General features: G+C 64.0%; 13 protein-coding genes. 11 read left to right on the top strand and 2 right to left on the bottom strand.

Annotation, left to right across the window (positions count from 1 at the left end; translation table 11 throughout):
- From WA702_RS12905 to WA702_RS12870, 8 genes are all read left to right on the top strand, one after another.
- Window positions 1–576, top strand: a 576-nt coding sequence (locus WA702_RS12905) for a tripartite tricarboxylate transporter permease (protein ID WP_425110915.1), incomplete at its 5' end; no start/stop codon positions are given.
- 160 nt (window positions 577–736) lie between these two features.
- Window positions 737–1531, top strand: coding sequence for a thymidylate synthase (locus WA702_RS12900; protein WP_425110914.1), 795 nt, complete (start codon window positions 737–739; stop codon window positions 1529–1531).
- Between the two features lie 2 nt (window positions 1532–1533).
- On the top strand, window positions 1534–2019 hold the full coding sequence (locus WA702_RS12895; RefSeq protein WP_425110913.1) for an N-acetyltransferase family protein: 486 nt from the start codon (window positions 1534–1536) through the stop codon (window positions 2017–2019).
- Window positions 2016–2534, top strand: coding sequence for a dihydrofolate reductase (locus WA702_RS12890; RefSeq protein WP_425110912.1), 519 nt, complete (start codon window positions 2016–2018; stop codon window positions 2532–2534). The genes WA702_RS12895 and WA702_RS12890 overlap by 4 nt, the downstream gene beginning before the upstream one ends.
- Before the next feature lie 233 nt (window positions 2535–2767).
- Window positions 2768–3940: an FtsH protease activity modulator HflK gene (gene hflK / locus WA702_RS12885; protein ID WP_425110911.1), complete on the top strand. Its 1173-nt coding sequence runs from the start codon at window positions 2768–2770 to the stop codon at window positions 3938–3940.
- The gene (gene hflC, locus WA702_RS12880; RefSeq protein WP_425110910.1) at window positions 3937–4887 is read left to right on the top strand and encodes a protease modulator HflC; all 951 of its coding nucleotides are present in this window, start codon (window positions 3937–3939) and stop codon (window positions 4885–4887) included. The genes hflK and hflC overlap by 4 nt, the downstream gene beginning before the upstream one ends.
- Before the next feature lie 120 nt (window positions 4888–5007).
- Window positions 5008–5214 (top strand): DUF2065 domain-containing protein, encoded by a 207-nt coding sequence (locus tag WA702_RS12875; protein ID WP_425110909.1) that lies wholly within the window; start codon window positions 5008–5010, stop codon window positions 5212–5214.
- Between the two features lie 270 nt (window positions 5215–5484).
- Entirely contained in the window at window positions 5485–6987 is a 1503-nt protein-coding gene (locus WA702_RS12870; protein WP_425110908.1) for a Do family serine endopeptidase, read from the top strand.
- Window positions 6988–7289: 302 nt separating this feature from the next.
- Here WA702_RS12870 and WA702_RS12865 read toward each other — a convergent pair whose 3' ends face one another.
- Both WA702_RS12865 and serB read right to left on the bottom strand, forming a co-directional pair.
- Window positions 7290–7586, bottom strand: a complete 297-nt coding sequence (locus WA702_RS12865) for a hypothetical protein (protein ID WP_425110907.1) — start codon at window positions 7584–7586, stop codon at window positions 7290–7292.
- Window positions 7587–7834: 248 nt separating this feature from the next.
- The gene (serB, locus tag WA702_RS12860) at window positions 7835–8737 is read right to left on the bottom strand and encodes a phosphoserine phosphatase SerB (protein ID WP_425110906.1); all 903 of its coding nucleotides are present in this window, start codon (window positions 8735–8737) and stop codon (window positions 7835–7837) included.
- Window positions 8738–8751: 14 nt separating this feature from the next.
- Here serB and miaA point away from each other — a divergent pair, with 14 nt between their 5' ends.
- From miaA to WA702_RS12845, 3 genes are read left to right on the top strand one after another with little or no spacing between them, the layout of a single operon-like run.
- Entirely contained in the window at window positions 8752–9681 is a 930-nt protein-coding gene (miaA, locus tag WA702_RS12855) for a tRNA (adenosine(37)-N6)-dimethylallyltransferase MiaA (protein WP_425110905.1), read from the top strand.
- Window positions 9682–9716: 35 nt separating this feature from the next.
- Window positions 9717–9974, top strand: coding sequence for a FitA-like ribbon-helix-helix domain-containing protein (locus WA702_RS12850; RefSeq protein ID WP_425110904.1), 258 nt, complete (start codon window positions 9717–9719; stop codon window positions 9972–9974).
- Window positions 9971–10399, top strand: coding sequence for a type II toxin-antitoxin system VapC family toxin (locus WA702_RS12845; RefSeq protein ID WP_425110903.1), 429 nt, complete (start codon window positions 9971–9973; stop codon window positions 10397–10399). Before WA702_RS12850 ends, WA702_RS12845 begins: the two co-directional genes overlap by 4 nt.
- The last annotated feature ends 819 nt before the right edge of the window (window positions 10400–11218 follow it).

The following is an 11218-nucleotide window of genomic DNA, read 5'->3' as shown; positions in this document are numbered from 1 at the left end:
CAGACCTCCTTCATCCCGCTGCTCACGCTCGGCATCCCGCCGAATGCGGTGATGGCGCTGATGGTCGGCGCCATGACCATTCACGGCATCGTGCCGGGGCCGCAGGTGATGCAGAAGCAGCCCGATCTGGTCTGGGGCATGATTGCCTCGATGTGGATCGGCAATTTGATGCTGATCATCATCAATTTGCCGCTGGTCGGCATCTGGGTGCGGCTGCTGCGGGTGCCGTACCGGCTGATGTTCCCCTCGATCGTGATCTTCTGCTCGATCGGCATCTACTCGGTGAACAATGCGCCGGTCGACGTCGTCCTGGCCGGTGCCTTCGGCCTGGTCGGCTATTGGCTGATCAAGCACGAATTCGAGCCGGCGCCGCTGCTGCTCGGCATGGTGCTGGGACCGCTGATGGAGGAGAACCTGCGGCGGGCGCTGCTGATCTCGCGCGGCGACTGGTCGGTGTTTGTCAGTCGGCCGCTATCCGCGGTGCTACTTGCCATCGCCACGTTTCTGCTGCTGCTTGCGGTGCTGCCGACGCTTCGCCGCAAGCGCGACGAGGTGTTCGTCGAATCGGAGTCCTAGGGGACAAGACAGCGATACCGATACCAGCCGGTTCCGTGCCGGCTGGCGGGGCTGTTGCCGGGTCTTTTCGGGTATATTTGTTGGGGAGAGTGCCGACTCGTTGCTGTCCGCGAACGGGCCGGTCCGCTAAACCTCAGCCTTTGAAACGGCAGGCACGGCCATGCACCAGTATCACGACCTGCTCGAACGCATCCTCGCTGATGGCGCCGCGAAGCACGACCGCACCGGGACCGGCACGTTCTCGGTGTTCGGCCATCAGATGCGCTTCGACCTTGCAGCCGGCTTCCCGATGCTGACCACCAAGCGGCTGCCGCTGAAGGCGATCGTGTACGAGCTGCTCTGGTTCCTGAAGGGCGACACCAACATCAAATATCTGCACGACCACGGCGTCACCATCTGGGACGAGTGGGCGGACGCCAATGGCGATCTCGGCCCCGTCTATGGCTATCAGTGGCGCTCATGGCCGACGCCCGACGGCGGCAAGATCGACCAGATCAAGAATGTCGTCGACATGATCAGGCGCAATCCGGATTCGCGGCGCCTGATCGTCTCGGCCTGGAATCCGGCCGATGTCGAGAAAATGGCGCTGCCGCCGTGCCACTGCCTGTTCCAGTTCTATGTCGCTGACGGCAAGCTGTCCTGCCAACTCTATCAGCGCTCGGCCGACGCGTTCCTGGGCGTGCCGTTCAACATCGCCTCCTACGCGCTGTTGACGATGATGGTGGCGCAGGTGACGGGCCTGAAGCCTGGCGATTTCGTGCACTCGCTCGGCGACGCGCATCTCTACTCCAACCATATCGAACAGGCGCGGCTGCAATTGACGCGCGCGCCGCGGGCGCTGCCGACCATGACGATCAATCCCGACGTGACCGACATCTTCGGTTTCCGGTACGAGGATTTCGCGCTTCACGGCTACGATCCGCATCCGCACATCAAAGCAGAAGTCGCGGTCTGAGCATGTCGCTCGCCATTCGTCGCGCCCGCCCAGACGATGTCGGCACCGTGTTCGCGCTGATCAGGGAATTGGCCGAATACGAGAAGCTGACGCACGAGGTCGAAGCCTCTGCGGCCGATGTCAGCGCGGCGCTGTTCAGCGAAGCGCCGCGGCTCGTCTGCGATCTTGCCGAATGGGACGGCGAGGTAGCCGGCTTCGCCGCCTGGTTCGTCAATTTCTCCACCTTTGCAGGCAAGCCCGGCATCTATCTCGAAGACCTGTTCGTGAGGCCGGCGTTTCGCCGCCACGGCATCGGCCAGGCACTGCTCGGCCATCTCGCCAGGACCTGCGTCGACAATGGCTGGGCGCGGCTGCAATGGTCGGTGCTCGACTGGAATACGCCCTCGATCACATTCTACAAATCGCTCGGCGCTGAGCTGATGGACGACTGGACCTTGTGCAAGGTCACTGGCGCGGCGCTTTCTGCGCTTGCGGAGCGCGCGCCATGATCGAGGTCGTGCTGGTCGTGGCAGTTGCCGACAACGGCGTCATCGGCGCGCAGGGCGCGATCCCTTGGCGCCAAAAGAGCGACATGCAGCGCCTGAAGGCGATCACGATGGCAAAGCCGATCCTGATGGGCCGCAAAACCTTCGAGTCGCTTCCGCGCCGGCCGCTGCCCGGCCGCACCAATATCGTCGTCACCCGCGATCCAGGTTTTCGCGCGCCCGGCGCGGTCGTCACGACGTCAGTTAACGAGGCGCTGACAATAGCCCGCGCCGACGCGCTGCGGCGTTCAGCCGCGGAGATCGCGGTGATCGGCGGCGCCGAGATCTATGCGCAGGCGATGCCGTTCGCCGACCGGCTGGAGATCACCGAGGTCCACGCGCAGCCTCAAGGCGACACCGTGTTTCCGGCGATCGACCGCATGCTGTGGCAGGAGGTTGCACGCGAAAATCATCCGTCGGGTGCAGATGATAATGCCGCTTTCTCTTATGTGACGTGGCGCCGGCTGGACGGCCGGTAATGTCAGCGTCCACGCATCCGCGGCAAAATCCATTAAGGATGAACTTGTGTGATCGAACGCGCGATGGCTGTGCCACCCGCGTCAAACCGGCGCTGCCCCGCTGTTTACATTGACAAAAGCCGGTTCGGGCTTAGCTGGAAGCCTACATTGTAAGGGGCTTGGCCGTCCCGTATAAAGCCCGCCTGCGTTGTGGGGCCCCAAACTGCTTTGGGCCTCTCGAAGGAGATCGATCGATGCCGTGGAAGAATCAGGGCGGAGGCCCGTGGGGCCCCGGTCCAAAGGGACCCTGGGGCTCCGGACCGCAACCGGTCGGTCCAAGGCCCCCCGACCTGGAAGACCTTTTGCGGCGCGGCCAGGACCGGCTGCAGCAGATCCTCCCCGGCGGCCATTTCGGAAGCGTCGGTGTGGTGCTGATCGTGATTGGCGCGTTGGCGATCTGGCTGTTGTCCGGCTTCTACCGCGTGCAGTCGGAAGAGCTCGGCGCGGTGCTGCGCTTCGGCAAATATGTCCGCGAGGAGCAGCCGGGCCTGCGCTATCATCTGCCTTATCCGATCGAGACGGTGCTGCTGCCCAAGGCGCAGCGCGTCAATTCGATCTCGATCGGCATCACCCCCGGCGGCGGCGATGACGGCGCGCGACGCGGCCGTGCGGCGCGCGATGTCCCGGAAGAAAGCCTGATGCTGACCGGCGACGAGAACATCGTCGACGTCGACTTCACCGTGCTGTGGCGCGTCAAGCCGAAGGGCACTGCTGATTACCTCTTCAACATTCAAAATCCCGAAGGCACGGTGAAAGCGGTGGCCGAGAGCGCGATGCGTGAGGCGATCGGCCGCTCCGACATCCAGCCGATCCTGACCGGGGCCCGCACCACGACCGAGCAGAACGTGCAGGAGCTGATGCAGAAGACGCTCGACAATTACGGCGCCGGCATCCAGATCGCACAGGTGCAGATGCAGAAGGTTGACCCGCCGGCGGAGGTGATCGAATCCTTCCGCGATGTGCAGGCCGCCCGCGCCGACCTCGAACGCAAGCAGAACGAGGCGCAGAGCTACGCCAACAGTGTCGTCCCCGGCGCTCGCGGACAGGCATCGAAGATCGTGCAGGCCGCCGAGGGCTACAAGGAGCAGGCGGTGGCCGAAGCCAGGGGCCAGAGCGCGCGCTTCCTCAAGGTCTACGACGAATACAAGAAGGCGCCCGACGTGACGCGCGAACGCATCTATCTGGAAACCATGGAGCGCCTGCTCGGCGGCTCCGACAAGCTGATCTATGACGGCGGCGCCTCCCAGCAGGGCGTGGTGCCGCTGTTGCCGCTCGGCGATCTCGCGCCGCGGCGGCAGCCGCCGGCCGGCTCGCCCAGCTCGGCTTCGGCTGCGCCTTCGACGCTGCAGAACGGAGGCAGCCGATGAGGTCCCCCCTTGCAGGCATCGTCGCGCTGGTCGCGCTGCTCGTGCTCGTGATCGTCGGCTACAGCACGGTCTTCACCGTGCAGCAGACCGAGCAGGCCTTGGTGTTGCGCTTCGGCGAGATGGTCGATGTCGCCACCGAGCCTGGACTGCACTTCAAGGCGCCGTTCATCGACACCGTGGTCACGATCGACAAGCGCATTCTCGATCTCGAGAATCCCTCGCAGGAGGTGATCGCCTCCGACCAGAAGCGGCTCGTGGTCGATGCCTTCGCGCGCTACCGGATCAAGGACGCGTTGAAGTTCTACCAGAGCGTCGGCTCGGTCCAGACCGCCAATCTGCAGCTTGCCTCGCTGCTGAATGCGGCGCTGCGTCGCGTGCTCGGCGAGGTCACCTTCATCCAGGTGGTGCGCGACCAGCGCGAGGCGCTGATGGGCAGGATCCGCGACCAACTCACCAGCGAGGCCGCCGCCTACGGCATCCAGGTGGTCGACGTCCGCATCCGCCGCGCCGATCTGCCCGAGGCCAACAGCAAGGCGGTTTATACCCGCATGCAGTCCGAACGCGCACAGGAGGCGGCGCAGTTCCGGGCGCAGGGCGATCAGAAGGCGCAGGAGATCAGGGCCAAGGCCGACCGCGAGGCGACCGTGATCGTCGCCGATGCCAATTCGACGGCGGAGCAGACCCGCGGCGAGGGCGATGCCGAGCGCAACCGCCTGTTTGCGGAGGCCTATGGCCAGGACCCGAACTTCTTCGCCTTCTACCGCTCGATGTCGGCCTATGAGACCGGCCTCAAGGGCGGCGATACGCGGTATTTGTTGCGGCCCGATTCGCCGTTCTTCCGCTTCTTCGCCGATCCCCAAGGAAAGCCGGAAGGCAAGGGAGAAGCCAAGGAAGCCGGCAAGGCCGCGGCAGCGGAGCCGGCCGCCGCACCGGCGGTAAAGCCCTGATCGAAATTGTTCGGATTGACGACGTCATCGACAACAGATCAATAGAGGTCGACAGGGTCGAAGCAATCATTGCTTCGCCCCGCCGTCGTCAAGAGCGGTCACACGGGAGGTTCCAAGCCGATGAGGTCAATTGCGTTCTCCGACTTCCTCATCGGTCTCGGCGTCCTGTTCGTGCTGGAAGGCTTGATGTTCGCGGCCAGTCCCGAATATATGCGGCGCGCCATGAAGAGCGCGCTCGCAATGCCCGACAACGTGCTGCGGGCGGTCGGGTTCGGCTCTGCGGTGGCGGGCCTGATCCTGATCTGGGTGATCCGGCGCCCGATCTAAGCGGAACGGTCGGCATCCTCCGTCTGCACCCGGGCTGTGGTCCGCACCATCGGTGTTATCAACGCGCTTGTGAGGCGTACGCGTCGGCATTTTGCCGTATTGAGTGGCCTTCAATGTGTAATTGACCGAGGCCCAGGCGCGCCGGGTCGTTTTCGCGAGGGCTCTGCCAAGCCCCTACAAGGGCGGACCGCTTGCGCCGTCGCCCGGTTCGGGCGCACTGTCAACCGCAGACCGCCCCCGTAGACCGTTGCCTTTTGGAGATCCGCCGATATGACAGCGACCGCAAGCTTCAGCCATCGCCTGCGCCCGATCCTGACCGCTGCCTGCCTCGCCATGGCCGGCGCGATGGTATCGGCGCCGGCGTCGGCGCGGGGACCGGAAGGCATTGCCGACGTCGCCGAGAAGGTGATCGACGCGGTCGTCAACATCTCGACCTCGCAGACCGTCGAAGCCAAGGGCGGTGGCGACGGCAAGGGCGCGATGCCTCAGCTGCCGCCGGGCTCGCCGTTCGAGGAGTTCTTCGACGACTTCTTCAAGAACCGACAGGGTGGAAAGGGCGGCAAGGGCGGCGGCGATCTGCAGCCGCACCGCACCAACTCGCTCGGCTCCGGTTTCATCATCGACGAATCCGGCGTCGTGGTCACTAACAACCACGTCATTGCCGACGCCGATGAGATCAACGTCATCATGAATGACGGCACCAAGATCAAGGCCGATATCGTCGGCGTCGACAAGAAGACCGACCTTGCGGTCCTAAAGTTCAAGCCGCCGCGGCCGCTGACCGCGGTGAAGTTCGGCGATTCCGACAAGCTCCGGCTCGGCGACTGGGTGGTCGCGATCGGAAATCCCTTCAGCCTCGGCGGCACGGTGACGGCCGGCATCGTCTCGGCCAAGAACCGCGACATCTCCAATGGCCCTTATGACAGCTACATCCAGACCGACGCGGCCATCAACCGCGGCAATTCCGGCGGCCCGCTGTTCAATCTCGAGGGCGACGTCATCGGCGTCAACACGCTGATCATCTCGCCCTCCGGCGGCTCGATCGGCATCGGCTTTGCCGTGCCGTCCAAGACCGTGGCCGGCGTCGTCGATCAGCTTCGTCAGTTCGGCGAACTGCGCCGCGGCTGGCTCGGGGTGCGCATCCAGGGCGTGACCGACGAGATCGCCGAGAGCCTCAACATCAAGCCGGCGCGCGGCGCGCTGGTCGCCGGCGTCGACGACAAGGGACCGGCCAAGCCCGCCGGAATCGAGCCCGGCGACGTCGTCGTCAAGTTCGACGGCCACGACATCAAGGATCCGAAGGACCTGTCGCGCATCGTCGCGGACACCGCCGTCGGCAAGGAGGTCGACGTCATCATCATCCGCAAGGGTCAGGAAGAGACCCACAAGGTCACGCTCGGCCGGCTGGAGGACAATGACAAGGTGCAGCCGGCCGCCGCCAAGAGCGACGACCAGCCCGCCGACAAGCCGGTGACGCAGAAGGCGCTCGGACTCGACCTGGCGACGCTGAGCAAGGATCTGCGCACGCGCTACAAGATCAAGGACAGCGTCAAGGGCGTGGTGATCACCAGCGTGGACGCGACCTCTGACGCCGCCGACAAGCGGCTCTCCGCCGGCGACGTCATCGTCGAGGTGGCACAGGAGGCGGTCTCCAGCGGCGCCGACATCAAGAAACGGGTCGATCAGCTCAAGAAGGACGGCAAGAAGTCGGCGCTGCTGCTCGTCTCCAACGGCGACGGCGAGCTACGCTTCGTGGCGCTGAGCTTGCAGTAAGGCAAGCTCAGTCCTCAGCCGTCATTGCGAGCGCAGCGACGTGTCCGCCATAGCCCGAAGGGCGACGGCGGAAGCAATCCAGAGCTAAAAAGAAAGTCTGGATTGCTTCGTCGCTTGCGCTCCTCGCAATGCCTACCCGACGCATTGCGTGCGCAGTGGCTTCATCCCGGATCACGTTTCAACAGCATCGGGCATGATCTCGCATTTCCGCGGAGAATCACGCCCGAGCTTTGCGATCGACATGCCCTTCGAACGATCGAGAGGGCGCAGGGGCCTACACGATCGCTCGATTCTTCTAACGATTAGTTCCGCGCGGCGCCGACCGTGGTCGTGGCGCCCGCAGCAGCGCTGCGATGATGGTGCGGGGCGAGCACCGACAGCTGAAGCGGCGTGGCCGGCATGCCGTCGCGGGTCAGGGTCACGGCAGGCGACTGCTGCTGCACCCCGGCCGAGCCGAGCACGGAGAGCTGGACTGGCGTGGCCGGAAGCGACGCGCGCTCGTAGCTGGGCAGCTCGCCGGCGATGGCAGTCGTGCCACCGGCGATGGCGAACGTGAGCGCGGCGGCGGTCAGGAGATGCTTGTGGAGGTGATGCGACATGGTGAGGTCCTTTTGTGGCGATGGTCCGATTGCGTGGATCCGCAATCGTGCTTCGCCTTCCCTGGACACTCCCTGACGTCTCTCTACCTAACCATGCCACGCGTGTTTGACAATCCATTGATTGTCGATGTGATGAACGCGGCAGCGTGATACCCGTGATGCGATTGGCAAATGATCCGATCGCAATTCGAGATCAGCGTTGCCGGATGGCCACGCTCTCGCGCTCATCGCTGAACGCCACGTGGCGATTATGCCACGAACTCGTCGCGCCGGTAGCCTTGCGCATACAGCAGCGCGGTGAGGTCGCCATGATCGATGCGCGCGGCGGCCGCGGCCGAGACCGCGGGCTTGGCGTGATAGGCGACGCCGAGGCCCGCAGCCTGGATCATGCCGAGATCATTGGCGCCGTCGCCGACCGCCAACGTGTCGATTTCGTCGAGATCGAAGGACTCACGTAGTTCCACCAGGGTGTCGAGCTTGGCGGCACGGCCGACGATCGGCTCGCGGACCACGCCGGTGAATTTGCCATCCGCGATCACGAGTTCGTTGGCGCGGTTTTCCTGGAAGCCGAGTTTTTGCGCGATCGCGCCGGTGAACAGCGTGAAGCCGCCGGAGACCAGGCAGGTGTAGGCGCCATGCGCGCGCATCGTCATCACAAGCTCGCGGCCGCCGGGCGTCGGCACGATCCGGCTGGCGAGCACCTCGTCGACTACGCTGGCCGGCAGATCCTTCAATAGCGCCACGCGCTCGCGCAGCGCCGGCTCGAACGCGATCTCGCCGCGCATCGCCCGCTCGGTGATCCCGGCGACGTGCTCTTTAAGCCCGGCGAAGTCGGCGAGCTCATCGATGCATTCCTGGCCGATCATGGTGGAATCCATGTCGGCCAGAAAAAGCTTCTTGCGCCTGAACGCTATTGGCTGCACCACGATGTCGATCGGCAGGTCGGCGCGGACCTCGCGCAGATGCGCTTCTATGTTATGCACCTCGGCATGAGCGTTCTCTGCGCCGCTAAAGGGGATGTCGACCGCGACCTCATTGAACAGCCAGTGCGGCTTATCCGGCGAGGGCAGCACGGCGAGCAAGCCGTCCACGATCGTGCTCTCGAGCGCGGGATTGGCGGGATTGCAGATGAAGGTCGCGACAAGGGACATTGAGGGTTTCTGGGGTGGTTGCGCTGACGGACAACAAGGCGGTGCTTATCGCAGGGCCGACCGCCAGCGGCAAGTCGGCCCTGGCCTTGCTGCTGGCGGAACAGACCGGCGGCATCATCATCAATACCGACTCCATGCAGGTCTATCGCGACCTCTGCGTCATCACCGCGCGGCCGACTCCGGAGGAGGAGGCGCGGGTGCCGCACTGTCTCTACGGCCATGTCGATGCGAGCGTGAACTACTCCGCCGGCAGCTATGTCACGGACGCCGCGTCAGTGCTCGCGGAGGCGCGTCGAGAAGGCAGGCGCCCGATCTTCATCGGCGGCACCGGGCTTTATTTCAAGGCGCTCACGCGCGGGCTGTCGGCGGTGCCGCCGGTGCCCAACGAAATCCGCGACGCGGTGCGGGCGCGGCTGGAGCGCGACGGTGTCGAGGCGCTGCATGCGGAGCTGGCTCGGCGCGATCCGGAGGCTGGCGCGCGGCTGAAGCCGCGCGACCGTACCCGCGTCGCCCGCGCGATCGAGGTGATCGAGGCGACGGGGCGGCCGCTCGCCGACTGGCATCGCGAGGGCCAGCCGCCGCTGCTGGCCGAAGGCGGCTATCAAGCGCTGTTCCTTGCGCCGGACCGCGACACGCTCTACGCGCGGATCGACGCGCGCTTCGACGCGATGCTGACCAAAGGCGCGCTGGAGGAGGTCGAGCGGCTTGCCGCGCGCAGGCTCGATCCGCTGCTGCCGGCGATGAAGGCCCACGGCGTGCCGGCGCTGATCCGTTATCTCAGAGGCGAGATCACGCGAGACGAGGCTGCCACGATCGGCAAGGCCGACACCCGCCATTACGCCAAGCGGCAGTTTACCTGGTTCCGGCACCAGCTGCCGGAATTTGGATGGCTGACGCCGGAGGCGGCGGGGGCGTGGACGGAGGCGGCATTGAAAGTGCAGTGATATCGTGATATCGTGTTGTTTAGCGAGGTGCTCTGATGGCTGACATCTTGATCCGAAAGGTCGACGAGACCACGAAAGAATTGCTCCGGCTTCGCGCTGAACGGCGCGGCAAAAGCCTCGAGGCAGACCTTCGCGAAACGCTCGAAAAGCTGGCCCGCGAGGAAGCGGAATCGCCTGATGATACAGAGCCGTTCGGCAGCTGGCTTGTTGCGATTTCCAGGCCGGGTGTGGACCTCGACCAAGCGCTCGAATTGCTCCGATCCGCGCCCATCCGACCGGCACTCTTGGAATGATCCTGCTCGACACGAACGTGGTCTCGGAAGCGCTGAGGCCTGCGCCCGCGCCCCAAGTCGTGAATTGGCTCAACGCTAATTTTTCAGACGCCACCATATCGAGCATCACGATCTTCGAGCTTGGCGCCGGATTGGCGTTCCTCGATGCGGGACGACGCAAAGATGTGCTGCAGAATGCGATAGCAAGAACGATCAGGCGGTTCGGCACCCGCGTGTATGCGTTCGATGCCCCGGCCGCCCAGTCTGCGGCGCAAATTCTGGCGCGGGCGCGCAGGCAGGGCCTGCCGTTGCATCAGATTCCAGGTAAGCTCGCCGATCTTCAGATCGCCGGCATCGCGTCGGCCTACGGGCTTAGTCTTGCGACTCGCAACGTTGGTGACTTCGAAGGATTGGGGCTGACGCTGATCAACCCGTGGATGGTTTGATCAGTCGAGGCTCAGTTATTTCCGGCCAAAGAAACTGCATTATTTTCCAGCTTTAGCCCGCCTGCGCCTATCTCCAGGCGATAACCGCCGTGAATTGCCAAAGCTGCCAAAATAACGACCGCGATTGCGACGACTAGCTTATTAGGATTCAGGCGCATTATACACCCCGTCCATGTTCGGCAGCCAATACGGTCGGCGGATCATCTTCCCATCCCGCTCAATATATTCAGTCAGTAAGCCTCTAAGGGCTCTGCTGATCACTTGCGATCGACTCTCAGAGAAGCGATGACAAGCCTGATCGAGGAGGCACAACTCCTCCTCGGAAAGCCGAAATGAGATGACTGATTTGCTCATAAGTCGGAGCCTAAAACGCAAAAGTTATCGCTTTCCTAACAACGTAATACGGCGGCGGCCCCGAAATGACGGCTGAGTGAGAGTTTGCTCTCTCTTCAAATTCCCTCTCGCCGAACCGCAAAAACCCGGGTACGCTGACAAAATCGCGCGAACAAGCGGCTTGGCCTTGACAAAAGGGTGGCCGTCGGTATCTATCGCGCAACCTTTGGGAAGTTAGCACGGCGTCATGCGCAATATTATTACCATCCTCCTTATCGTAGTAGCCAGGCGCACCGCCGGGGATGGCTAACGTCATCCCGAATTCGGGCGGTGCGCAGGGTCCTCTTCGGGGCCCTTTTTTATTGCCCGAATGTCTGACGCCCCTGTTTTGATGATCCCGCGAGACCACGAGACCCACGAAGCCGCTGAGACCAGCGATCCGGAGCCCACCATGAGCGACAAGAGCCACGATCCGAACCAGATGAC

Origin of the sequence: Bradyrhizobium sp. (assembly GCF_049798375.1) — a bacterium.
Classification (GTDB): domain Bacteria; phylum Pseudomonadota; class Alphaproteobacteria; order Rhizobiales; family Xanthobacteraceae; genus Bradyrhizobium.
This window is presented reverse-complemented; position numbering and strand designations above follow the sequence as displayed.

Excerpts from the sequence above, each read along its gene's own strand:
- WA702_RS12900 (WP_425110914.1), top strand. The coding sequence starts at position 737 with ATGCACCAGTATCACGACCTGCTCGAACGCATCCTCGCTGATGGCGCC.
- WA702_RS12895 (WP_425110913.1), top strand. The coding sequence starts at position 1,534 with ATGTCGCTCGCCATTCGTCGCGCCCGCCCAGACGATGTCGGCACCGTG.
- WA702_RS12890 (WP_425110912.1), top strand. The coding sequence starts at position 2,016 with ATGATCGAGGTCGTGCTGGTCGTGGCAGTTGCCGACAACGGCGTCATC.
- hflK (WP_425110911.1), top strand. The coding sequence starts at position 2,768 with ATGCCGTGGAAGAATCAGGGCGGAGGCCCGTGGGGCCCCGGTCCAAAG.
- hflC (WP_425110910.1), top strand. The coding sequence starts at position 3,937 with ATGAGGTCCCCCCTTGCAGGCATCGTCGCGCTGGTCGCGCTGCTCGTG.
- WA702_RS12875 (WP_425110909.1), top strand. The coding sequence starts at position 5,008 with ATGAGGTCAATTGCGTTCTCCGACTTCCTCATCGGTCTCGGCGTCCTG.
- WA702_RS12870 (WP_425110908.1), top strand. The coding sequence starts at position 5,485 with ATGACAGCGACCGCAAGCTTCAGCCATCGCCTGCGCCCGATCCTGACC.
- WA702_RS12865 (WP_425110907.1), bottom strand. The coding sequence starts at position 7,586 with ATGTCGCATCACCTCCACAAGCATCTCCTGACCGCCGCCGCGCTCACG.
- serB (WP_425110906.1), bottom strand. The coding sequence starts at position 8,737 with ATGTCCCTTGTCGCGACCTTCATCTGCAATCCCGCCAATCCCGCGCTC.
- WA702_RS12850 (WP_425110904.1), top strand. The coding sequence starts at position 9,717 with ATGGCTGACATCTTGATCCGAAAGGTCGACGAGACCACGAAAGAATTG.
- WA702_RS12845 (WP_425110903.1), top strand. The coding sequence starts at position 9,971 with ATGATCCTGCTCGACACGAACGTGGTCTCGGAAGCGCTGAGGCCTGCG.